General features: G+C 65.7%; 26 protein-coding genes. 11 read left to right on the top strand and 15 right to left on the bottom strand.

From position 1 onward, the window contains the following. Positions 1 to 79: 79 nt before the first annotated feature. Positions 80 to 979, bottom strand: a complete 900-nt coding sequence (locus CVS48_RS13355) for an SMP-30/gluconolactonase/LRE family protein (RefSeq protein WP_100854875.1) — start codon at positions 977 to 979, stop codon at positions 80 to 82. Between the two features lie 279 nt (positions 980 to 1258). Between CVS48_RS13355 and CVS48_RS13350 the strand changes: the two genes are divergently transcribed. Continuing rightward, positions 1259 to 2569, top strand: coding sequence for a dicarboxylate/amino acid:cation symporter (locus CVS48_RS13350; RefSeq protein WP_100854874.1), 1311 nt, complete (start codon positions 1259 to 1261; stop codon positions 2567 to 2569). Positions 2570 to 2621: 52 nt separating this feature from the next. Here the strand turns inward: CVS48_RS13350 and CVS48_RS13345 are convergent, their stop codons facing one another. The 9 genes from CVS48_RS13345 to phnG all read right to left on the bottom strand — a co-directional run bounded on the left by CVS48_RS13345 (position 2622) and on the right by phnG (position 9618). Beyond that, the gene (locus CVS48_RS13345; RefSeq protein ID WP_100854873.1) at positions 2622 to 3056 is read right to left on the bottom strand and encodes a hypothetical protein; all 435 of its coding nucleotides are present in this window, start codon (positions 3054 to 3056) and stop codon (positions 2622 to 2624) included. A 125-nt stretch (positions 3057 to 3181) separates the two neighbouring features. Further along, complete coding sequence (locus tag CVS48_RS13340; protein WP_100854872.1) at positions 3182 to 3724, bottom strand: MOSC domain-containing protein; 543 nt, start codon at positions 3722 to 3724, stop codon at positions 3182 to 3184. 31 nt (positions 3725 to 3755) lie between these two features. After that, the gene (locus CVS48_RS13335; RefSeq protein ID WP_100854871.1) at positions 3756 to 4955 is read right to left on the bottom strand and encodes an alpha-D-ribose 1-methylphosphonate 5-triphosphate diphosphatase; all 1200 of its coding nucleotides are present in this window, start codon (positions 4953 to 4955) and stop codon (positions 3756 to 3758) included. Further along, complete coding sequence (gene phnL / locus CVS48_RS13330; RefSeq protein ID WP_100854870.1) at positions 4937 to 5686, bottom strand: phosphonate C-P lyase system protein PhnL; 750 nt, start codon at positions 5684 to 5686, stop codon at positions 4937 to 4939. Before phnL ends, CVS48_RS13335 begins: the two co-directional genes overlap by 19 nt. Before the next feature lie 2 nt (positions 5687 to 5688). Next, complete coding sequence (phnK, locus tag CVS48_RS13325; RefSeq protein WP_100854869.1) at positions 5689 to 6477, bottom strand: phosphonate C-P lyase system protein PhnK; 789 nt, start codon at positions 6475 to 6477, stop codon at positions 5689 to 5691. Then, positions 6474 to 7355 (bottom strand): alpha-D-ribose 1-methylphosphonate 5-phosphate C-P-lyase PhnJ, encoded by an 882-nt coding sequence (locus tag CVS48_RS13320; RefSeq protein WP_100854868.1) that lies wholly within the window; start codon positions 7353 to 7355, stop codon positions 6474 to 6476. The genes phnK and CVS48_RS13320 overlap by 4 nt, the downstream gene beginning before the upstream one ends. Further along, positions 7352 to 8515 carry a carbon-phosphorus lyase complex subunit gene (locus CVS48_RS13315; protein WP_100854867.1) on the bottom strand — a complete coding sequence of 388 codons (1164 nt, stop codon included), beginning with the start codon at positions 8513 to 8515 and terminating at the stop codon, positions 7352 to 7354. Before CVS48_RS13315 ends, CVS48_RS13320 begins: the two co-directional genes overlap by 4 nt. A gap of 1 nt (position 8516) precedes the next feature. Continuing rightward, the gene (phnH, locus tag CVS48_RS13310) at positions 8517 to 9137 is read right to left on the bottom strand and encodes a phosphonate C-P lyase system protein PhnH (RefSeq protein WP_100854866.1); all 621 of its coding nucleotides are present in this window, start codon (positions 9135 to 9137) and stop codon (positions 8517 to 8519) included. Between the two features lies 1 nt (position 9138). Continuing rightward, positions 9139 to 9618 (bottom strand): phosphonate C-P lyase system protein PhnG, encoded by a 480-nt coding sequence (gene phnG, locus CVS48_RS13305; protein WP_100854865.1) that lies wholly within the window; start codon positions 9616 to 9618, stop codon positions 9139 to 9141. 184 nt (positions 9619 to 9802) lie between these two features. Between phnG and phnF the strand changes: the two genes are divergently transcribed. The 4 genes from phnF (at position 9803) to phnN (ending at position 13133) form a co-directional block, all read left to right on the top strand. After that, entirely contained in the window at positions 9803 to 10525 is a 723-nt protein-coding gene (gene phnF, locus CVS48_RS13300; RefSeq protein ID WP_100854864.1) for a phosphonate metabolism transcriptional regulator PhnF, read from the top strand. An 81-nt stretch (positions 10526 to 10606) separates the two neighbouring features. Continuing rightward, a complete protein-coding gene (locus CVS48_RS13295) occupies positions 10607 to 11800 on the top strand; it encodes an alpha-D-ribose 1-methylphosphonate 5-triphosphate diphosphatase (protein WP_100854863.1) in 1194 nt (397 codons plus the stop codon). 2 nt (positions 11801 to 11802) lie between these two features. Next, positions 11803 to 12546 carry a DUF1045 domain-containing protein gene (locus CVS48_RS13290; RefSeq protein ID WP_100854862.1) on the top strand — a complete coding sequence of 248 codons (744 nt, stop codon included), beginning with the start codon at positions 11803 to 11805 and terminating at the stop codon, positions 12544 to 12546. Continuing rightward, positions 12543 to 13133, top strand: coding sequence for a phosphonate metabolism protein/1,5-bisphosphokinase (PRPP-forming) PhnN (gene phnN, locus CVS48_RS13285; RefSeq protein ID WP_100854861.1), 591 nt, complete (start codon positions 12543 to 12545; stop codon positions 13131 to 13133). Before CVS48_RS13290 ends, phnN begins: the two co-directional genes overlap by 4 nt. A 94-nt stretch (positions 13134 to 13227) precedes the next feature. Here the strand turns inward: phnN and CVS48_RS13280 are convergent, their stop codons facing one another. Further along, positions 13228 to 14205 (bottom strand): LysR family transcriptional regulator, encoded by a 978-nt coding sequence (locus CVS48_RS13280; protein WP_100854860.1) that lies wholly within the window; start codon positions 14203 to 14205, stop codon positions 13228 to 13230. A 109-nt stretch (positions 14206 to 14314) separates the two neighbouring features. On the opposite strand from CVS48_RS13280, the gene CVS48_RS13275 reads away from it, so the two are divergent. The 3 genes from CVS48_RS13275 (at position 14315) to CVS48_RS13265 (ending at position 17710) form a co-directional block, all read left to right on the top strand. Next, on the top strand, positions 14315 to 16150 hold the full coding sequence (locus tag CVS48_RS13275) for a gamma-glutamyltransferase family protein (RefSeq protein WP_100854859.1): 1836 nt from the start codon (positions 14315 to 14317) through the stop codon (positions 16148 to 16150). Positions 16151 to 16226: 76 nt separating this feature from the next. Continuing rightward, positions 16227 to 17201 carry a Bug family tripartite tricarboxylate transporter substrate binding protein gene (locus CVS48_RS13270; RefSeq protein ID WP_100854858.1) on the top strand — a complete coding sequence of 325 codons (975 nt, stop codon included), beginning with the start codon at positions 16227 to 16229 and terminating at the stop codon, positions 17199 to 17201. Beyond that, positions 17198 to 17710 carry a GAF domain-containing protein gene (locus CVS48_RS13265; protein WP_100854857.1) on the top strand — a complete coding sequence of 171 codons (513 nt, stop codon included), beginning with the start codon at positions 17198 to 17200 and terminating at the stop codon, positions 17708 to 17710. Before CVS48_RS13270 ends, CVS48_RS13265 begins: the two co-directional genes overlap by 4 nt. Here the strand turns inward: CVS48_RS13265 and phnE are convergent. The 4 genes from phnE to CVS48_RS13245 all read right to left on the bottom strand — a co-directional run bounded on the left by phnE (position 17707) and on the right by CVS48_RS13245 (position 20699). Beyond that, a complete protein-coding gene (phnE, locus tag CVS48_RS13260; protein ID WP_100854856.1) occupies positions 17707 to 18501 on the bottom strand; it encodes a phosphonate ABC transporter, permease protein PhnE in 795 nt (264 codons plus the stop codon). The genes CVS48_RS13265 and phnE overlap by 4 nt on opposite strands. Before the next feature lie 89 nt (positions 18502 to 18590). Continuing rightward, positions 18591 to 19574, bottom strand: coding sequence for a phosphonate ABC transporter substrate-binding protein (gene phnD / locus CVS48_RS13255; protein WP_100854855.1), 984 nt, complete (start codon positions 19572 to 19574; stop codon positions 18591 to 18593). A gap of 58 nt (positions 19575 to 19632) precedes the next feature. After that, positions 19633 to 20484, bottom strand: a complete 852-nt coding sequence (gene phnC, locus CVS48_RS13250; protein WP_100857644.1) for a phosphonate ABC transporter ATP-binding protein — start codon at positions 20482 to 20484, stop codon at positions 19633 to 19635. Between the two features lie 23 nt (positions 20485 to 20507). After that, positions 20508 to 20699, bottom strand: a complete 192-nt coding sequence (locus CVS48_RS13245) for a hypothetical protein (protein ID WP_126376186.1) — start codon at positions 20697 to 20699, stop codon at positions 20508 to 20510. On the opposite strand from CVS48_RS13245, the gene CVS48_RS13240 reads away from it, so the two are divergent. The 3 genes from CVS48_RS13240 (at position 20698) to CVS48_RS13230 (ending at position 22483) form a co-directional block, all read left to right on the top strand. Next, positions 20698 to 21129: a GFA family protein gene (locus CVS48_RS13240; RefSeq protein WP_100854853.1), complete on the top strand. Its 432-nt coding sequence runs from the start codon at positions 20698 to 20700 to the stop codon at positions 21127 to 21129. The two genes, CVS48_RS13245 and CVS48_RS13240, sit on opposite strands and share 2 nt — an antisense overlap. Before the next feature lie 629 nt (positions 21130 to 21758). Then, positions 21759 to 22022, top strand: coding sequence for a translation initiation factor IF-1 (gene infA, locus CVS48_RS13235; RefSeq protein WP_006221179.1), 264 nt, complete (start codon positions 21759 to 21761; stop codon positions 22020 to 22022). Positions 22023 to 22195: 173 nt separating this feature from the next. Further along, positions 22196 to 22483: a hypothetical protein gene (locus tag CVS48_RS13230; RefSeq protein WP_100854852.1), complete on the top strand. Its 288-nt coding sequence runs from the start codon at positions 22196 to 22198 to the stop codon at positions 22481 to 22483. Positions 22484 to 22523 lie beyond the last annotated feature (40 nt).

Genomic DNA, 22523 nt, shown 5'->3' with positions numbered 1-22523 from the left:
CGTCCAGCCCCGGGGCCGCCCCCTCAAGCCCGCCCCATCAAGACCAACCCGTCAAGGCAGCCCCCTCAAGACCGACCCTTCAAGGCCGACCCGCGTGCGGCACGTCCACCCGGGTCATCAGAATGCGGCCTTCGGGCTTGGCGCGGCGGTTGGCTTCGATGAAATCCGGGGCGGCGGCCATGAATAGCGTGCAGCCGTCCGGCCCGCCCAGGGCCGCCGCGAAGATGCCGAATTCGCCGGTGTCGATCTGCTCCAGGATCTGGCCGCCGCGCGCCAGCCGCACGATCCGCTTGCCGATGGCGTCGGCCACCCACAGCGCGCCTTCCGCGTCCAGCGCCCCGCCGTCCGGGCCGATGGCCGACGCGGCGATCAGCACCGACAGGTCGTCGCTATCGGGCAATGGCCCGAAGTTGGCCCAGTCGCGGCGCGGGCCCAGCGCGCCCGTGGGCAGGATGTCGAATTCCGAGATCCGGTTGCCGAAGGTTTCGTTGACGATCAGCGTCTTGCCGTCCGGCGTGATGAACGAACCGTTGGGAAAGCACAGCCCTTCGGCCACTGCCTGCGCCACGCCGTCCGTGTCCACCCGCACCAGCGTGGTTGTCGCGACCGGTTCACCGGCCATCAGGTCAAACCCGAAATTGCCCACGTAGGCCCGGCCCTGGTCATCCACCACCATGTCGTTGATGGGGCCGCCCGTAAGCGCCGACAAGTCGGCATGCACGGCCAGCGTGCCGTCGGCCTCGCGGCGCAGCACCTTGCGGTCTTTCATGGATGAGATCAGCAGGCGGCCATCGGGCAGCCAGCCCAGGCCCGAGGGCTGCTGCGGCACGCGGCAGATCTGTTCAATCTTGCCGGCCAGGTCCACGGCGATGACCTGCTCGGTATAGAAGTCCGACGCCCACAGGCGGTCTTCGTGCCACCGCAGGCCTTCCAGATAGGTGTACCCGGAAGCCAGCACGGACAGTTCGCGTTTCGGCATTGTTTGATCTCCTTTTATGTTCCCGGTCGGGGCCGGTTCTTATTGACGCGCCGCTGGGCGGCGGGCCCATTCTGGCACGCCGGAAGGTGTTACTGATACGTCCCCAGCATGACAACTGCGTGTCAGGAGTGCAGCGTTAACATCGCGCCCCAAGGGAAAACCCGCAGTTTGCAGGTTGCCCCGGCATACCCGTCACCGGACCGTTTTCCCGCCCCGTGCCGGCGGGCGCAGCCCCCCTGGGGTCTTGCAGCGGCGGGCTCCTCGTTTTCCGTTTTGATCATGAATACAAAGAAGCTGACGCGCACCATCGGCATCGCCATGGTATTGGGCGTCCTGGTGGGCTACCTCTGCGACAAGACCGCGCAGGACGCCACAGAGGCCGCGCACATTGCCTCGTACTTCAGCCTGGTCACGGATATTTTCCTGCGCATGATCAAGATGATCATCGCCCCGCTGGTGTTCGCCACCCTGGTATCGGGCCTGGCCAGCATGAGCGACGCCAACGCCGTGGGCCGCATCGGCCTGCGCGCCATGGTGTGGTTCATTGCCGCTTCCGCCGTGTCGCTGTTGCTGGGCCTGCTGCTGGTCAATCTGTTCCATCCGGGCGCGCACATGAATCTGGCGATACCCGACGCGGGCATCACCTCGGGCCTAAAGACCGGCGACTTCACGCTCAAGGCCTTCATTGCGCACGTGTTCCCCAAGAGCATCGCCGAGGCCATGGCCAACAACGAGATCTTGCAGATCCTGGTGTTCTCGCTGTTCTTCGGAGCCGCGCTGTCGTTCATACGCGGCAAGGGCCACAACACGATCTACACCTTGATCGACGAGCTGGCCAAGATCATGTTCCGCGTCACCGACTATGTGATGCGCTTTGCGCCGCTGGGTGTGTTCGCCGCCATGGCCGCCGCCATCACCACCGAAGGTCTGAGCGTGCTGGTCAGCTACGGCAAGTTGATCGGTGAGTTCTACCTGGGCCTGGCGCTGCTGTGGGCCATTCTGTTCGGCGTGGGCTATCTGTTTTTGGGTAAGTCCACGCGCCGCCTGGGCGGGCTGATCAAGGAACCGACCCTGCTGGCCTTTTCCACCGCCAGCAGCGAATCGGCCTACCCGAAGACGATCGAAGCGCTGGAACGCTTTGGCGTGTCCAAGCGCATTTCGGGCTTTGTGTTGCCGCTGGGGTATTCGTTCAACCTGGATGGTTCGATGATGTACCAGTCGTTCGCGGTGCTGTTCATCGCGCAGGCCTACAACATCGAAATGAGCTTTGCCCAGCAACTGACCTTGCTGCTGGTGCTGATGGTGACCAGCAAGGGCATGGCGGGCGTGGCCCGCGCGTCGCTGGTGGTGGTGGCCGCGACCTTGCCGATGTTCCATTTGCCCGAGGCCGGGCTGCTGCTGATCATGGGCATCGACCAGTTCTTCGACATGGGCCGCACGGCGACGAACGTGGTGGGCAACAGCCTGGCCACCGCCGTCATCGCCAAGCTGGAAGATAAGCGGGAAGACAACCCCGGCGACGCGGCCGCCGATGCGCCGGCGCGGCCGGCAACCGGCACGCCAGCAGTCGTGCCCGAAAACCAGGGGTAGTCGATTGGGTGGGATCGACTGAACCGGGGCGACCCGATTCAGTCGACTGTATTCAGTCGTTCACCGAGCAGGACACCGGTGCGCCGTCTTCGAATTCAACGTCGTAGGTGTGGACCGGGTCCCAGGGCAGCGTAAACCAGAGTTCGTAGCCGTCGCCGTCTTCGTCGAACAGCCACAAGGCGCGCAGCACGGCTTTTTCGGCCATGGCTTCGGCGGTTTCTTCCTGCAGCAACTGGTCGTCTTCCAGGCCCAGCTTCTTGTAGTGCTCGTAGGAATAGTTATCCAGCAGGAACTCGGCCGCTGCCAGGATGTGATCGTCCAGATTGTCGATGATGGCCTTGACCACCTTGGACGCGCCGCTGTCGGGCTCTTCGCCATCCGTCTGGATCATGACGTGGATGGGGGGACGGCCATCGCCGACGGGCACGTTTTCGGCCGCCCACAGATCGGGTTCTTCGGGGTCTTGGTTGAAATTGAATCGTGCCATCGCGCGCTCCGGAAAATTGGATGACGAGCCGGAGAAGGGCCGGCTGCGCCTTAGGCCGTTACGCCCTTCGCCATTTAACCAGATGCCGGGCAACCCGTCTTTGACCCGCAACGATGTTTTTGCCCCTACACCCGTTCCAGCGGGAAATGCGGCAGTGCGGGAAGCTCGGCCCGAATGGCGTCGCCGGGGCTGACCGCCCCGCCCTCCACCACAATCCCCATGACGCCGGCGCGGCGTTGCAGGCTGCCGTCGGGATTGCGGCCCAGCACGGCGCCCGTCAAGCCCTTCTGATACTGGTCCAGTTGCACGCAGGGATTGCGCAGCCCGGTGATCTCGACCACCGCGTCGACCCCGATGCGCAAGCGCGCACCGCGCGGCAAGGCCAGCAGATCGATACCCCGGGTGGTGATGTTTTCGCCCATCGTGCCTTCGGCGACGTTGAAACCGGCCAGTTGCAGTTCGTCATGCAGCTCGGCCTGAATCAAATGCACCTGCCGCAGGTTGGGCTGCGTGGGGTCGACGCGCACGCGCGAGCGATGCTTTACGGTCACCCCCTGATGCGCGTCGCCATCCACCCCCAGCCCGCGCAACAGCATGATCGTGGGCACTACAGGCTTGCTGAACGTGTGCGTGGCGCTGAGCGCCACGGCAATCACGATCGGATTCATCGCGGTTCTCCTGGAAGACATCACCAGCGGCTCAGGCCGCCACCCGTTGCGGCTGGGGCGCCGCCGCCACGTGGGTACGCGACGGCTGATAGTGCGTGGAGAATACCAGCCGGCCGGCCGACCAGGTGTGACTGATCAATGGCAAGGCGCCCACCTGCGCCACTGCCACCAGATCGGCGCGCAGGCCCACGGCGATACGGCCCCGGTCCGACAGCCCGCAGGCGTCCGCGGGGTTCGCCGTGACCAGTGCAATCGCCTGCGGCCAGCTCAGGTCCGTCTGCGCCGCCACCGTGTAGGCCGCGGCGATCAGCGTGGACGGCTGATAGTCCGAACACAGGCAACTGGCCACGCCCGCGCGAATGGCATCGATGGCCCGCATCGACCCGCTCTGGCTTTGGCCGCGCAGCACGTTCGGCGCGCCCAGAATGGTGGGCAGGCCGCATGACACCGCCGCGCGGGCGGTATCCAGCGTGATCGGGAATTCGCTCATTGCCACGCCCAGGTTGCGCATGGTGGCAATGCGTTGCACGGAATCGTCGTCATGGCTGGCGGTGGGTATGCCCAGGGACTTGGCGTGCGCCAGCAAGGTCTCTACCCGCGTCACCGCGCCATCTTTCGCGCGCGTCTTGGCATGGGCGGCTTCTTCCGCCTGCTCGCGGGTCATTGCGTGATTGCCCATCATGTATTGCAGATACGACTCCAGCGTCTTGAACTGGCCCTGCCCCGGCGAATGATCCATGACGGACAACAGGTCCACCGCGCCCTCTTCCATCAGCGCGCGCAGCACCGGCACCGAGGTGTCGTCGGTAACTTCGTAGCGGCAATGCACGCGGTTATCCACCAGGCTGTGCGGGCGGAATGCGCGCAGCGTGCGCACCACTTCGGCCGCCGTCTGGTTATTGCGCACGCCCAAATCCTTGTTCGCGAACGACAGCGCATGGTAGGGCGTGGTGATGCCGGCCGCGGCATTGCGGCGGTCGACCTGGGCCACGGCGAAGTCCAGGGGAAACAGCACGCGCGAACGGGGTTCAGCTTCCTTTTCGATGGCGTCGCAATGCAGGTCGATCAGCCCGGGCAAGAGGGTCTGGCCCTGTAGATCGACCACCCGGTCCGCGCGCGCGCCGTCGGGTTCGATGGCGACGATGCGGCCGTCATCGATCAGCACCGCGCTGTTGTCCAGCACGCGATCGGGCAGCACCACGCGGGCGTGGGTCAGATAGGTGCTTTGCATGATTCCTCCGGTTGGGTCGACTCTGCCGCCCCGAGCAACGCCGGGCGCAGCGCCAACGTTTTCGTGGCGACGGCGTCGCGCACCTCGGCATCGTGAAAAATGCCCAGCAGGCAACGCCCCGCCGCCAGGGCTTCATGGATCAGCGCGATCACCACGCGGCGGTTGTCGGCGTCCAGCGAAGCCGTGGGTTCATCCAGCAGCAAGATGGGATGGCGCGCGATGAAGCCGCGCGCGATGTTCACACGCTGCTGCTCGCCGCCCGAAAACGTGGCGGGCGCCAAGCCCCACAGGCGCGGCGGCACGTTCAGGCGTTGCAACAAGGCGCCGGCCTGCTCGCGCGCGGCGTCCGCGTCCACGCCCGCCATGCGCAGCGGCTCGGCCACTACATCCAGCGCGGACACGCGCGGAATCACCCGCAGGAACTGGCTGACATAACCGATGACGTCGCGGCGCAAGGCCAGAATGCGTTGTTCGGGCGCGCCCACCAGCTCGACCCATTCGTCGTTTGCGCGCACGCGGATGCTGCCTTCGGTGGCCAGATAGTTGCCGTACAGGCAGCGCAGCAAGGTGCTTTTGCCGGTGCCTGACGGGCCGGCCAGTACCAGGCAATCGCCCGCGGCAGCATCAAAGTCCACCGCGTCCAGCACGGGCAGGCGGATGCCGCCCTGGTTATGCAGGGTGAACATCTTTCCGAGGCCCCGCACCTCGATCATGGGAGTGGTTGCGCGCATGTTCAGCTCTGCAAAATGGAAGACACCAGCAACTGGGTGTAGGGGTGTTGGGGGTCGTCAAGAATCTGGTCGGTCAGCCCGCTTTCCACCACCACGCCGCCGCGCATCACCAGCGTGCGATGCGCCAGCAGGCGCGCCACCGCCAGATCGTGCGTGACCACGATGGCGGCCAGGCCCAGGTCCGTGACCAACTGGCGCAGCAGGTCCAACAAGCGCGCCTGCACCGACACATCCAGCGACGCGGTCGGCTCGTCCATGAACACCAGGCGCGGATGCGTGACCAGATTGCGCGCGATCTGCAAGCGCTGCTGCATGCCGCCGGAAAACGACACCGGCGTATCGTCCAGGCGGCCCGCGTCGATCTCCATCTTTTGCAGCCAGTTGCCCGCCACGGCGCGCAGGTCACCGTAATGCCGGTCGCCCACGGCCATCAGGCGCTCGGCGATGTTGGCGCCCGCGCTGACCTGCATGCGCAGGCCGTCGCGCGCGTTCTGCCGCACAAAGCCCCAATCGGTGCGCGACAAGAGGCGCAGGCGCGCGCCGGGCAGCGCGGCCAGGTCGATGAAGCCCTGGTCTCGCGTGTCGTACCAGACGCTGCCGGCGTCCGGCTGGGTTTGGTATGACACGGCCGACAGCAAGGTGCTCTTGCCCGAGCCGGACTCACCGACCACGCACAGGACTTCGCCGGGAAACAGGTCAAAGCTGACGTCGCGGCAACCGTGCACGCCGTCCCAAGTGCGCGTCATGTTGCGCACGGAAAGCAGGGGTTGCGGGTGGGGTTGGGGGTTCATGCCGTGGCCTCGTCGTTGCGTTGTTGCGCTTGGCGGTGGTTGCAGTATTCCGTGTCCGAACACACGAAGCGGCGCGTGCCCGCGTCGTCCAGGATGATTTCATCCAGATAGCTGTCGCGCGATCCGCACAGGTCGCAGCATTCGGTCCAGGTTTCCACGGTGAAGGGGTGGTCGTCGAAGTCCAGGCTTTTGACGCGGGTGTACGGAGGCACGGCATAGACGCGCTTTTCGCGGCCGGCGCCGAACAGCATCAGCGCCGGGTTGCCGTCCAGCTTGGGGTTGTCGAACTTCGGGATGGGCGACGGGCGCATCATGTAGCGGTCGTTCACGATGACGGGGTAGTCGTAGGTGGTGGCGATGTGGCCGTGCTGCGCGATGTCCTCGTACAGCTTGACGTGCATGCCGCCGTATTCAGCCAGCGCGTGCATCGTGCGGGTTTCGGTTTCACTGGGTTCAAGCCAGCGCAACGGTTCCGGAATCGGCACTTGGTAGACCATCACCTGCCCTTCGCGCAGCGGCGTTTCAGGAATGCGGTGGCGCGTCTGCACAATGGTGGCGTCCGGCGTGGATTCCGTCGTGGCCACGCCCGTGACGCGGCCAAAGAAGCGGCGGATGTTGATGGCGTTGGTGGTGTCGTCCGACCCTTGGTCGATGACCTTCAGCACATCGTCCTGGCCGATGATGGCCGCCGTGACCTGGATGCCGCCCGTGCCCCAGCCATAAGGCAGCGGCATCTCGCGGCTGCCGAAGGGCACCTGGTAGCCGGGTATGGCCACCGCCTTGAGCAGCGCGCGGCGCAGCATGCGCTTGGTGGATTCGTCGAGATACGCAAAGTTGTAGTGGTCGTCGCGTTCGACCGTGGCGTGGTGGGCGCTCATTGGGAAACAGCCTCGTCGATCAGATCGCTGGGAGCGGCTTGGGGGGTGGGTTGCGATGCGGCTTGGGTTGTGTCAAGCGGCTCGGCTTTTTGTGCAGCGCCGTCCGCGCGCAAGCGGCGCAGCAGTTCCAGATTCGCCTGGAAGTCCACGTAATGCGGCAGCTTCAAGTGCTGGACGAAGCCGGACGCCTCGACGTTGTCACTGTGATACAGCACGAACTCGTGGTCGTTGGCGGGCGAATCGGCGCGTTCGCCCAGGTCCTTGGCCTTCAACGCGCGGTCCACCAGCGCCATCGACATGGCTTTGCGTTCGCCGTAACCGAAGGTCAGGCCGTAGCCGCGCGTGAACTTCGGACCGTCGTCGGCATTGCCCGCGAACTGGCTCACCATCTGGCATTCGGTGATTTCGATTTCGCCCACCGTGACGGCGAAGCCCAGCTCTTCGATGTGCATCTCTACTTCCAGCGTGCCGTAGCGAATTTCGGCCGCGAACGGATGGGTGTTGCCGTAGCCGCGCTGCGTGGAATAGCCCATGGACAACAGAAAGCCCTCGTCGGCGCGCGCCAGGTTTTGCAGACGGGCCGCGCGCGAGGCCGGAAAGTCCAGCGGCTGGCGCGTCAGGTCAAAGGGTTCGGGGTCGCCTTCGGGCACGGGTTCGGCGTCGATCAATTCATCGTGCGCCAACAGATCCGTCACGCGCGGCATGGCGCTATCCAGCGCCTCACCGCCCGCGGGCAGCGCATCGGCCTCGCGCTGCGCTTCCAGCGTGAAGTCCAGCAAGCGTTGGGTGTAGTCGTAGGTGGGGCCCAGGATCTGGCCGCCCGGCACGTCCTTGAAGGTGGACGAGATACGGCGCTGCAAGCGCATGGCGCCCGTGTCGATCGGCTGCGTGTAGCCATAGCGCGACAAGGTGGTGCGATAGGCGCGCAGCAGGAACACGGCTTCGATCACATCGCCCGCCGCCTGCTTGAGCGCCAGCGAGGCCAGTTGCGGATCGTAGAGCGAGCCCTCGGCCATCACGCGCGATACCGCCAGCGGCATCTGTTCGCGAATCTGGTCCAGGCTCAGTTCGGGCACCGCGCGGTCGCCGCGCCGGTAGGCGTCCAGCATGCGGTAGGAATTCAGGATGGCGCGTTCGCCCCCTTTGACGGCTACGTACATGTCAGTTCTCCACCCGCGTCGTGCGCGGCAGTCCACATATCCACCGGTCTTGCGTCAGGAACACGTCGACGCCCAGCGGAAACTGTTGATGGTTCAGGCGCCAGTCGCGCCAGAAGCCCTCGGGCAGGCCCGTGACCGACAGCGCTTGCCGCGTCTGGATGCCCGGGCCGGTCAGGCTGACCGCGTGGCCGTCGGCAAGCGAGCCCACTTCAAGCAGCAAGGTCGTAGACAAGTCCGGATAGGCCGGGTCGCCCGGATGGCAGGCGGACAGCGCGGGTGCATCGCAACCCATCGGCACGGCGGCGAAGCGCGCCAGCGACGGCGATGGCACGATGGGGCAGCCGCAATGAAAGCGCAGGAAGGCCAGCGCGTCGGCGCTCGCTTCCGGGGGCAACCACAAGGGCGTATCGCCGTCGACCAGCGTCAGCAGCAGCGCCGTCATGGCCGGCGACAAGCCGGCGGGCACGCCGCAGTGGGCGACGATTTCTTGCACGCGCCCGGGATGCGCCAAGGCCTTGAGCGCGGCGCGAAAGGTGGTTTGCGCATCGTTGACCGGGGCGGCAAACCCGGGGATGAGGCCGCCGCGCGCGGCGGTCGGCGTGCTTAGAGTCTGTGCTTGCATGTCAGTCCTCGCCCCGCACCATCGTGAAGAATTCAACCTTGGTTTGAGCCGCGACACGCGCCTGGGCGTCGACCTTATCGGCATGCTGGCGCGCCAGCGGCTGGATCAATTGCGCTTGCACGGTGTCGTGCCATTCCGGCAGTTGCAGCAGCGCGTCGGCTACCGCGGCCTGTTCGGCATGGCGCAATGAACGCCCCTGCACGTAGGCCACGCCCACCACGCCCGCGCCGGCTGCGTCCAGCGTCACCGCGCAGCGCGTCACGGTCATTTCGCCCAGATTGAAACGCGCGCCGGTACCGCCGCTGCGCGCCCGCACCATGGCCATGCCGGTTTGGGCCGGCCGCAGCATCTGGTGTGGCGGCACGCTGCCCAAGCCACTGAATGCCCCTTCCAAGGAGGCCGGGTCCGCCAGGGACAACACGCGCATCCAGGCGGCGCGCCGGGCATCGGGCGTTTGCTGCCCCGCTTGTGAGTGATCCATAATTTCCTCTACACGTCTAGACGACTGGATGAAGTATGATCGCTTGGAAATTGAAGTTCAACAGGCTGGCGTGAATTTTTGATGACAGTTGCGGTGAATGCGCAGCGCCTATCCGGCGCGCGCCGCATCGGGCACAATCACAGCCATTCTTCATGAAGCTGATATGACAGCACGAGCAGACCCCATGGTTGAAAGAGGTTCCGGCATCGCCGTCTGGCGGCAAATCGGGGAGTCCCTGGCGGACGACATCCGCAACAAGCTCTATCTGGCGGGCGAGCAACTGCCCTCCGAGCCCGAACTGGCCGCCAAGTTTTCGGTCAACCGCCACACCATCCGGCGCGCCATGGGCGAGCTGGAGCAAAGTGGGCTGGTCCGCATCGAACAGGGCCGTGGCACGTTCGTGCAAGAGCACGCCATTGACTACGCCATCGGCAAGCGCACGCGCTTTTCCGAAAACCTGCGCAGCCAGGGCATGCTGGGCCACCAGGAAGTATTGGGCAGCCAAACCTTGCGCGCGGCTGATATTGCCAAGCACCTGGGCCTGACCCGCACCGCCCCGCTGTTGCGCGTGCAAATCGTGGGCAAGGCTGAAAACCGCCCCATCAGCGCCTCTGAACACTTTTTCGACGAAAAGCGGTTCCCGGATTTTGCCGACCGCCTGACCGCGTTGCGCTCGGTGTCCAAGGTGTACGCGCACTACGGCATTGGCGATTACACGCGCAAATGGTCGCGCATTACCGCCGCGCTGCCCACGCCGGAAGTCGCGCGCCTGCTGGGCCAGCCCAAAACCCGGCCCATTTTGCAGATCGAGGCCTTGAACGTGGATCAGGACGGCGCCCCGCTGCAATACAGCATCACCCGCTTTGTGGGCGATCTGGTGCAACTGATGGTGGCGGACGACAGCTAAGCTTCACGGCCCTTCTTGGGCCGACAAGCGTTAACTCATCTAGACATCTGGTTGTCATGCAAAATCGATAACGTTCACACCATGAACTCACACGCCCCTTCGCCCTTGGCCGGTGTTACAGGCCAACGCATCCTGACGCCGCGTGGCGTCGAACAAGCCAGCCTGCGCTTTCAGGGCGGACTCATCGACGACGGCGGCGGCTCGCCCGCCCGTGGCGCGCCGTGGTTCGACGCCGGCCAACTGCTGGTGCTGCCCGGCATCGTGGACCTGCACGGCGACGCTTTCGAACGCGCCATCATGCCCCGCCCCAGTGTCACCTTTCCGTATGACAGCGCCTTGTTCGACGTAGACCGCCAATTGCTGGCCAATGGCATCACCACCGAATTCCACGGCGTGACGCTGTCCTGGGAAGGCGGGCTGCGCGGCGAGGCCTATGCCGAACGCATGTTCGATGCGCTGGAGCGCATGCAGCCAATGATGGGCGCACGGCACTATGTGCATCTGCGCTTTGAAACGCACCATGTGGGCGGCGTAGAACTGGCCCAACAGTGGATCCGCGACGGCCGTGTGCGCTTTTTGGCGCTGAACGACCACTTGCCCGGCATGGCCCGCCGCCTGGGCGACGACCGCAAGCTGATGCAGTACGCCAACCGCGCGGAATGCGATCTGGACACCTTCCAGCAACGCATCCGCGCCGCGATGTCGGCGGCGGATTCCGTGGCCGACGCCATGCGCGACCTGACGGTGTGCGCGCAAGCGGCCGGCTTGAAGGTCGCCTCGCATGATGATCCCGACGCCGCCACGCGCCGCTACTACCATCAACTGGGCTGCGGCGTGGCCGAGTTTCCGCTGACCCGTGAAGCCGCCTGCGTGGCCCGCGAGCTGGGCAATTCCGTGGTGTTCGGCGCGCCCAACGTCGTGCGCGGCGGCAGCCATACCGGCGCGCCCAGCGCCACCGAGATGGTGCAGGCGGGCCTGTGCGACATCCTGACGTCCGACTACTACTACCCCGCCCCGCTGGCCGCCGTGATGCGTCTGGTGCAAGACGGCGTGCTGCCGCTGGCGCAGGCCTGGAACCTGGTGTCGATGAACCCCGCGCGCGCCGCCGGCTTGAAAGACCGTGGCGCACTGGCGCCGGGCCTGATCGCCGACGCCATCGTGGTGGACGACAACGTGCCGGGCTTGCCGCGCGTGGTGGCGGCCATTGTCGGCGGCGAACTGCGCTACGCCACGCGCGTGTTCGGCGACGGCCACAGCCAACGCATGGCGGCTTGATCATGCCGCTTGCCCACCGCTACGCCTTGTACCTGTCGCCCAGTGGACCGTGGCGCGAATGCGGCAGCCGCTGGCTGGGCCGCTGCGCGGACACGGGCGCCCTGCTGCCGCCCTTGCCGGGTCAGCCCGATGCCGCGCGCGACTGGACCGACGCACCGCGCCACTACGGCCTGCACGCCACCCTGAAGCCGCCCTTCCGGCTGGCCTCCGGCGCCACGCCGCAGGCGCTGGACGCGGCAGTAAGAAAGCTGGTCGACGGCATCAGCCCCTTTGGCTTGGCGCTGGAATGCGAAACGCTGCGCGGCTTTCTGGCCTGGCGCATTGCGGACGCGGACACACCAGGCCAGGCCCGCATCCAGGCGTTGGCCGACGCCGCCGTGCAGGCGCTGGACGTCTTTCGTGCCCCGCCCACGCCCGAGGAAATCGCGCGGCGCCAACCCCATGCCCTGACGCCCGAACAACAGGCGATGCTGGCGCGTTGGGGCTACCCGTATGTCTTCGACACCTACACCTTTCACATCACGCTGACCGGCAAGCTGGAGGGCGATGCGCTGGAGCAGGCGCAACGCCGCATCGCCGCCTTTGCCGACCCGCTGCGCGGCCAGGCGATGCCCGTATCCAGCGTCAGCCTCTTCGTGCAGTCAGAACCTGGCGCCGATTTTGTCGCAGCGCGCCACTACCATTTTGACGGCACGCAGTCCGACGCCGTCGGCGCGCCTGCCCTGCAAGGCCCCGCCGCGCCATGACCACGCCCGCCCCCCCCTTGCCGCCCGCCGACGGTGCGCGCCTGATCTACCTGATGGGTGCATCGGGCAGCGGCAAGGACACTTTGCTGCGCTGGCTGCGCGCGCATCTGCATGCAGAAGAACCCGTGTTGGTGGCGCACCGCTACATCACCCGCGATAGCGGCGGCACGGAAGACGCGCTGGCCTTGACGCCGGAAGAGTTCGCGCGACGCGCGGCGCTGGGTTGCTTCGCCCTGCGTTGGGCCAGCCATGGCTTGCAATACGGCATCGGCATCGAGATCGATACCTGGCTGGCCTGTGGCGCGGCGGTGATCGTGAACGGTTCGCGCGAGCATCTGGCAGCGGCGCATCAGCGCTACCCGGCATTGACCGCCGTGGAAGTCACCGTGGACCCATCCGTGCTTGCGCAACGGCTGGCGGGCCGGGGCCGCGAAAGCGCGGACCAGATTCAGGAGCGGCTGACGCGCGCGGCACAGGCCTTTGCCATTCCGCCGCACTGCGCCTACACGCGGATCAGCAACGATGCCGCGCATGATGTCGCGGCGGCGGCCTTGCTGGGCATTGCACGCCGGGCGTTGGCGGGCTGAAGGGGCTGTCTAACGTGGTTAGCTGACGCGGCTAGCCGAATGACGCGGCGGGCACGCTGAAGCGATTGGCCCAGCGAAACCCGCTATCCAGGGTTCAAGCCGCCGCAGGCGCCCCGAAACCCGCGCCTTCCGGCAGCCCGGCGTCCACGCACAAGTCCAGCAGGATTTCGGAAAAGCGCTCTTCCGCCGCCAGCACCTGTTCGCGCTTGCGGCGGATCAGGTTGATGGGCGGCAGTTCCCAACCGAAATCCCAAGGCAGCATGCCCAGCTTGCCGCGCTGGCAAAGCTCGCGCGCGATGTCTTCCGGCACCACTGAAATCAGCGCCTCGTTCATGGTCAGCATGCCTTCGATGACATCCGTGGAATAGGCCTCCAGCACCGGCGACGGCGGACGCAGACCCGCGCGGATGAAGTGTTCAACGATCAATTGCCGCGTGGGCGTGTTGGCGGCCGGCAGCACCCAGTCCATGGCGGCCACCCCCGCCCAATCGGGCCGGCGCCGCGCCAGGCGTTGCGCCAGGCGGCTATGCGCGATCAAGCGCGGCCGCTGGCGGTACAGCACGCGGTGGATCAGGTCGTCCAGCGTCACCGTGGACGTGGCGCGGCTGATGATGCAGTCCAGCTCATGGCGGCGCAGCATGGGCACCAAGTGGTCCGTGGTGGCGCGGTGCAGCGTCAGCGTGACGCCATAGCGCTGGTGCAGGCGGCTGATGGCGGTGGTGAGCAAGGCGCTGGACACATAGGGCACCACGCCCACGTTCAGATGCGCCGAATGGCCCGCATGCAGGGCTTCGACTTCACGCGCCCACAGGTCCAGGTCGCTCTGCATGTGCCGCGCGCGGACCAGGGCCAGATTGCCCAGCGCCGTGGGCAGCAGCCCGCGCCCGCTGCGCAGGAACAAGGGCCCGCCGAAAATATCCTCAAGCTCGGCCAGCGCCTTGGTCACGGCGGGCTGGCTGATGCCGGTGGCCGCCGCCACGCGCGTCAGCGAACCGTGCTTGGCGATGTTGGTCAGCAAGACCAGGTGGCGGTGTTTCAGGCGGTTGGACAGACGGGCAGCATCCCAGCTCATGGCTTTCTCTATAACCAAACAGTTATTGGATTATGCCAACAAAGATGATTCCAGTTATTTCACAACCCTATACTTCTTCTCGTCCCTTACCCACAGCCGCCCCGCCACCATGAGCGCCTCCTTCACCACCCGTCCTGAAATACGCGGCACCTTCGGTGTTGTGTCGTCCACGCATTGGCTGGCATCGCAGGTGGCCATGGGGGTGCTGGAACGCGGCGGCAACGCCTATGACGCGGCCGTGGCCGGGGGCTTCACGCTACAGATCGTGGAGCCGCACCTGAACGGCCCGGGCGGCGAAGTGCCCATTCTGTTCTGGAGCGAAAACGAACAACGCATGCGCGCGCTATGCGGCCAAGGGCCCGCCCCCGCGCTGGCCACGCCCGCCGCGTTCCGCGCGCTGGGCGTGGAAATGGTGCCCGGCATCGGCCTCTTGCCCGCCACGGTCCCCGGCGCTTTCGGCGCCTGGCTGACGCTGCTGCGCGACTACGGCACGTGGGAACTGGCCGACGTGCTGCGCCCCGCCATCGACTACGCCCGCCACGGTTTCCCGCTGGTGCCGCGCGTGTCGCAGGCGGTGCTGGCCGTGCAGGCGCTGTTTCGTGACGAATGGACCACCTCGCGCGACGTCTGGATGCCCGATGACCGCGTTCCCGCGCCGGATTCCCTGTTTCGCACGCCCGCCATCGCCGACACGTACACGCGCATCCTGAATGAAGCGCATGCCGCCAGCAGTGATCGCATCGGCCGCATCGATGCGGCCTTGAACTGCTGGTATCGCGGCTTTGTCGCCGACGCCATCGACACCTACTACACCGAAGCCGAAGTGCGCGACACCACCGGCCAGCGCAATCGCGGACTGCTGCGCAAGGCCGACATGGCCGACTGGCGCGCCACCTACGATGAGCCCGTCACCACGCAGTACGGCCGCTATACCGTGGCCAAGTGCGGCGTATGGTCGCAAGGGCCGGTGCATTTGCAGCAATTAGCGATGCTGCGGCATCTGGGCATGGAAGGCCTGGACCCCACATCGCCCGAATTCGTGCACCGCATTGCCGAAGCGGCCAAGCTGGCGTTCGCGGACCGCGCCGCCTGGTATGGCGACCCCGACTTCACGCCCGTGCCCTTGACCGCACTGCTCAGCGACGCCTATGCGCGCGAGCGCGCTGCCCTCATCGACACCACCGCGTCCACCGTGCTCCGGCCCGGCAGCCCCGATGGGCTTGCCCCCCGCCTGCCTGACCTGGGCGCCGCCGACCGCACGCTGGCCGCTTCCGACACGCGCTTCGGCGTGGGCGAGCCCACGTTCGCGGCCTTGCCGCCCGTGGCCGAGTGGGCCGCGCGCGAAATCTTCGTGGGCGACACCTGCCAGATCGACGTTATCGACCGCGACGGCAACATGGTCGCCGCCACGCCCTCGGGCGGCTGGCTGTCGTCCAGCCCCGTCGTGCCCGGCCTGGGCTTTCCGCTGACGACCCGGTTGCAAATGACCTGGCTGGACGATGGCGTGCCCGGCCAACTGCAAGCCGGCAAGCGCCCCTGCACCACGCTGTCACCGGGCCTGGTGTTGCGCGACGGGCAACCTTATATGGCGTTCGGCACGCCGGGCGGCGACCAGCAGGACCAATGGACCGTGGCGTTCTTCCTGCGGCACGCCATGGGCATGAATTTGCAAGAAGCCATCGACGCGCCGTCGTGGCACATCGATCATTTCCCGGGCTCGTTCTGGCCGCGCACGCAAACGCTGAACCGGCTGACGGTGGAATCACGCTTGCCCGAGGCCACCATCGAAGCGCTGCGCGCCGCCGGCCACGACGTCAAGGTCGGACCGGCCTGGTCCGAAGGACGCATCAGCGCCTGCACGCGCGAACCCATCGCGGGCGGCGGCCTGCTGCTGCGCGCGGGGGCCAATCCGCGCGGCATGCAGGGCTACGCCGTGGGGCGCTGAACATTATCAACAGACCCATATCAACCATTTCCATCCAGCCGGCGTCCAGACCGGCACTTTCACAGGGGTAAACACCATGAAGCTGAATTTCCAACGATTGCTGCGCGTGTGCGCGCTGGGCCTGGCCCTGGCCACGCCCGCCTTGTCCCAGGCCGCCTGGCCTGAAAAACCCATCACGCTGATCGTGCCGTGGGCGGCGGGCGGGTCCACCGACATCCTGGCGCGCGTGCTGTCCGAAGGGCTGACCCAATCGCTTGGCCAGCCGGTCATCGTTGAAAACCGCTCGGGCGCATCCGGCAACATCGGCACCACCTTCGTGGCGCGCGCCAAGCCCGATGGCTACACGCTGCTGGTGGGCTCGATGAGCACGCACACGATGAACCAGGCGCTGTATTCCAACATGCCCTTCGATGGCGTCAAGGACTTCACGCCCATCGCTGAACTGGCCTTGGTGACGAACACGATGGTGGTGCACCCCTCGGTGCCCGCCAAGAACGTGAAGGAATTCATCGCCTACGTGAAAGAGCGCCCCGACACCGTGGCCTATGCGTCGGCGGGACAAGGCTCCACCAACCACCTGAGCGCCGCGCTGTTTGAAAAGGCCGCGGGTGTGAAGATGATGCACATCCCCTACCGTGGTGGCGCGCCCGCCGTGCTGGACACGGTGGCCGGCCGCACGCAGGTGCTGTTCAGCGCCGGCACGCAGACCCTGCCCCACGTGCGCACCGACAAGCTGAAGCTGCTGGGCGTCACTGAAGAAAAGCGTTCGCCGCTCTTGCCTGACGTGCCCACTGTTGGCGAAACGCTGCCGGGCTATGAATTGTCGGTCTGGTACGGCGCCTTCGGCCCCGCCGGCATGCCGCCTGAACTTACCGCCCGCCTGAACCGCGAAATCAACCTGATCCTGAAGCGTCCCGACGTCATCAAGAAGATGGGCGACATGGGCGTGCTGCTGACGGAAACCACGCCGGAGCAGTTCGGCCAGATCCTGGCGCGCGATGCCGACAAGTACGGCAAGCTGATCAAGGAACTGGGAATTACCGCTGAATGAACGGCAAGCCGACTTCCGTGACGCCGGCGCTGGCCGGCGTGCAAGCGATCGCTCTGGCCTATGCCGCCGCCGACTCGGCGGCGGCCTTGCAGGCCATCGACGCCTACGCCCACGCCTCGCTGGAACACACCCTGTGCACCGTCAACCGCTTTGACGCCGACGCCATGCGCGTGGTGCGCCTGTACAGTTCCAACCCGCAAGCCTATCCGCCGGGCGGCAGCAAGGACAAGCGCGACACGCCCTGGGGCCGCCACGTGTTGCTGGAACAGCGCGTGTTCGTGGGCGAAGGGGAAGCCGCCATCCGCGAATTCTTCAATGACCACGACGCCATCCGCAAGCTGGGCCTGCAATCGGTGATCAACGTCCCCGTCGTTTACAACGACGTGTGCCTGGGCACGGTGAATTTCCTGATGCCGCGCCCCAAGGTGTCGGACGCCGACGTCGACAACGCCCGCCTGGCGGGCTTGCTGGCGCTGCCGGCGCTGTTGGCGGCACGGCAGGCCAGCTAGATCAACGCCCGCCGGATCCGCGAGGACAGCATGTCGATGGCCACCACGAAGGCCACGATGATGATCATCACCGCGCAGGTTTCGGCGTAGCGGAAGCTGCGGATGATTTCCCACAGCACGGTGCCGATACCGCCGGCACCCACGATGCCCACCACCGACGCGGACCGCACGTTGGATTCAAAGCGGTACAGCGAATACGAGATCCACAGCGGCAGCACTTGCGGAATGACGCCGTAGACGATTTCTTCCAGCGCATTGGCGCCGGTGGCGCGCACGCCTTCGACGGGGCGCGGGTCGATGGCTTCGACGGCTTCCGAAAACAGCTTGGCCAGCACCCCGGTCGTGTGGACCCACAGCGCCAGCACGCCGGCGAACGGGCCCAGTCCCACGGCCACGATGAACAGCATCGCGAACACCATTTCGTTGATGGCGCGGCACGCATCCATCAGGCGCCGCATCGGCTGGTAGACCCAGGCCGGCACCATGTTCGACGAGCACAGCAGCCCCAGCGGCACGGCCACCACGATGGCCAGGAACGTGCCCCACACCGCGATCTGCACGGTGACGATCATCTCGTCCAGGTACATGCGCCAGTCGCGAAAATTAGGCGGAAAGAAGTCGGCGGCAAATTGAGCCATGTTGCCCGAGTCGCGCAACAGATCCATGGGCCGCATGTCCGCGCCCTGCCATGACATGACCAGCAGCGCGAGAACGACGGCCCACACAAGCAGCACGGGCAACGACGAGCGCGGCGCGGTGGGCAGGCGGGGGGAATGAGTGGCAAGGTTCATGGAAGGGGCGGTCCGCTTGAAGGCGTTCAAAAAAGGCAGGGCCGACGCATCAGGCGATGCGTCGGCGATGCGTCGGCAATTCGCCGTGCTTATTGCTTGGCGACGGCAGGCTGGCCCAGGCCGGCCAGCTTCTTGTCCAGGTCAGCCAGTTGCTGTTGCTTTTCCGCCTGGCCCAGCGTGGTGTCGGATTCGACCTTGGCCTTTTCGCGGGCAAGCTCGATCTGGCGGATGGGCACCAGCTGCTGGTTGTCGGACGCGCGGAAGCCCTGATAGGTCAGCGCCTTCAGGTTGGCCATTTCGCGCTGGGCGTCCTTGCCCTTGCCGTAATTGACGAAGAAGTCGCGGATGCGGCCCTTCAGGTCGGCGGGCAGGTCGGAACGCATGACCAGCGGGTCGGCCGGAATCAACGGCGACTTCCACAGCACGCGCACGCTGTCGTTGGCGTCCTTGCCCGTGTTCAGGCGATAGCGCTCCAGCGCTTCGGTGTTGTTGACGGCCACATCCACCTGCTTGTTGATGACCGACAGCAAGTTGGTTTCATGGTTGCTGGAACGCATGGTCTTGAAGAAGGTCTTGGGTTCGATCTTGTTGGCGGCCCATAGGTAGTAGCCGGGCACGGCGGTGCCGGACGTGGAGTTGGGGTCGCCCGCGCCGTAGCTCAGCTTGCCAGGGCTTTTCAACACGTCATCCAGCGTCTTCAGGTTGCTGTCCTTGTTGACGATCAAGAGCGACCAGTAGCCAGGGTTACCGTCCTTGTCGATGACCGAGGCGAACACTTCGCCCTTGGCGCGGTCCACGGCTTCGATGGCCGACTTGTTGCCGAACCAGCCCAACTGCACCTTGTTGAAGCGCATGCCTTCGATGATGCCGGCGTAGTCCGACGCGAAGAAGGGCTTGACCGGCACGCCGATGGCGCGGCTCAGGTCGTCAATGACGGGCTGCCAGACGGATTTCAGGTTGGTCGACGACTCGGTCGAGATGATGCCGAAGTTCAAGGGCTTGGCCTCTTCCGCGTGGGCTTGCGTGGACAGGGCCGCGGCGGCGATCAGGGTAACGAAGGTTCTGCGTAGCATGGGTGGCTCCGGGTAGGAAGGGGCAGAGAGGTCGCGAAGAGCGGAATAAAAAAAGGGATCAGGCGGCTTGCGCCAAAGTGGACAACGGCGCCAGGGCCGGCATGGCCGGCGCCTGCTGCGTGTACTCGGGCAGCAGTTCGCTCAGTTCCGAGCCATACAGGTCGCGCAGCATTTCGGGAGTCAGGTCGGTGGCGCGGCCGTCATACACGACCTTGCCGTGGCGCAGCGCCACCACGCGCGGGCAGTAGCGCAAGGCCACGTCCACCTGGTGCAGCGACACCACCACCGCCACCTTGCGGCTGCGGTTGATCTGGGCCAGCGTGTCCATCACGCGGCGCGACGACTCGGGGTCCAAGGACGCGATGGGTTCGTCGGCCAGGATCACACGCGCGTTCTGCACCAGCGTGCGGGCGATGGCGGCGCGCTGCTGCTGGCCGCCGGACAGCGTCGAGGCGCGCTGAAATGCATAGTCGTCTATACCAACTTGGGCAAGCGCTTCCAGACCCTGGCGCACTTCGTCGCGCAGGAACCAGCGCGTCAGGCTGCGCCACAGCGGCACGCGCGGCAACATGCCGGTCAAGACGTTGGTGATGACCGGCAGGCGGCCCACCAGGTTGAATTGCTGGAACACGAAGCCGATGCCTGCACGCGCCGCGCGCACGTCACGGCTAAGGCGGCCGTTGCGCTGGATAAGCTGGCCATTGACCGTGACGCTGCCCGCGCCCGAATTGCCTGCATCACCGGCGACAAAACCCGCCAGATGGCGCAGCAGTGTGGACTTGCCCGAACCCGACGCGCCCAGCAGCGCCACCATTTCGCCGTCGGCCACTTGCAGGCTGACGTTGTCCAGCGCCTTGGACCCGGCCTGGAACGTTTTGCTCAAGGCATGTACTTCGATGGCGGTTGTCATCGCTTGATCCCCCTTGGATGTGGTCATTGCGGCATTCTGTTTTCGCGGCATGACAGCGCGATGACCCGCAAGCCCAATCGCCAGGGATAAAAATCGGGGCCAGCAACCAACTGAAAGATCACCGTCATAAACGTCCAGGCGGACGGCTTGCGGCGACGGGCGGCGGGCGGCGCGGGTATATTCGAGGTGTTATCCCAATGCCTGGCGCTCATCATGATCAAAGGTTCCTGCCTGTGCGGCCGCGTGGCTTACGAGATCGACGGCCCCCTCACCGACGCCCTGAACTGCCACTGCGTCATGTGCCGCAAATCGCACGGCGCGGCTTTTCGAAGCCGCGCCTCGGTGCAAGCGGTTGATTTCAAATGGACCAAGGGCGAAAACCACGTCACGTGGTATGCCTCGTCGCCGGGCAACTACCGGGGTTTTTGCGAAGCCTGCGGCACGCCCTTGCTCAGCCGCTTCGACCAGGCGCCCGACGCCTACGGCCTGCCGCTGGGCGCGCTGGACGACGACCCCGGCGTCAAGCCCGCCGCGCACTGCCATGTGGCCAGCAAGGCGCCGTGGTTCGACATCACGGATGATTTGCCCCAATACCCCGACGACTTTCCCGCCGAACTCGAATCCCGCCAGCAAACCGTTACATAAGCCCGCACCCTGAAGCCCCCTCGCCCGAGCCCGCGCAATGCGGGGGTCTCGGGGCCGCGCCCCCGAACGCGGAGTCGTTCAGCAGCAACTATCACGCCGCTCGCGCGGATAAATACTGGCTAAGCTGCGCGCTTTGCAGTAACATCAGTCCGTGATTTTTCCGCAAAAACCGGGCTTCGGTCACTCTGCGTGCCAACCTGTACTCCTTCGGGCAACCCCCCAAGATACCCAGGCTGCTCCCGGTTTGGTTGAGATAAGCCACTGGATTACCCCCACGGGATGGCCCGGGTGGACATCACCGGGGAACCTCACGGATCAACCCACCGAGCGACCTCACCCCTGCCCCACGCGCCGCAAGGCATTGCAGCAAACGCTCCAACCCGCTTCTTCCGGAACCATGCATTTGCATGGCGTCGCGACCAAGCCGCGCCCCGCGCGCACATTGCCCACGCTGCGCGAGTATCCGTCATTTCAGACATCCGCTTCGGATGCCGTGGCCTTTACCCGCGCTTGCCCGAACGTTTTACGTTCAACCGCTGGACCTGGTTATCTGTGTCCAACGCGCATGCCGCTTCGTGCGGCGCGTCATGCCGCCGGCCTGGCTGCGCGTATTGATCAAGGAGTAGAGAATGGCTAAAGAAGAACTCATCGAATTGGATGGCATTGTTGACGAAGTGCTGCCCGATAGCCGCTACCGCGTCAAACTGGACAACGGCATCGAAGTCGGCGCTTACGCCTCCGGCCGTATCCGCAAGCACCGCATCCGCATCCTGGCGGGTGACCGTGTCACCCTGGAAATGTCGCCCTATGACCTGACCAAGGGCCGCATCAATTTCCGCCACAAGGACGAGCGCGCTCCCGCGCCCCATCGTCCCCAGCAATACCGCCGTTAAGCCAGGGCCTCAGGGCCGGCCTGTTGGCCGGCTCCCCCTGGCTTTTCGTCGCCTGCCTCAGGGCCCACCGCCCTTAAGGCCCCGGCGCGACATGCCGTAATGCGTGGAACGTCCGTTCGTGAAAAAATGGCAACCCGATCAGGCAATGTCTGACGGGAAACGCATGAAGCAAGATGGATTTCAAAGAAGAGTTGCAAGCCGCTGCTGACCAGCTTTCCCTGGCGCGAAGAAAATTCGCGAAAGGGGAGGAAGGGCTGCGCCTGCTGCACCAATCGCGCGAGGCGTTCATCAACAGCCTGCGCAATACCGGCCTGACCTACGCCGAAGCCAAGATCAAGTACGACAACTGCCTGGACGAGCAAGAGGCCGCGCAGCACCATGTGCGCCAGCAGATGGATTATGCCGAGCGCATGCATCAGTACGTGTTGAACAAGATCGCGCAGCAAACGGCCACGGCCTGATGCGTGCGCCGGGCACGCCGGCCCGGGATTGAATCAGCGG

The organism is Achromobacter spanius (genome assembly GCF_002812705.1).
GTDB classification, from domain to species: domain Bacteria; phylum Pseudomonadota; class Gammaproteobacteria; order Burkholderiales; family Burkholderiaceae_B; genus Achromobacter; species Achromobacter spanius.
The sequence above is the reverse complement of the archived record's forward strand: the minus strand, read 5'-3'. Positions and strand labels throughout refer to the sequence as shown.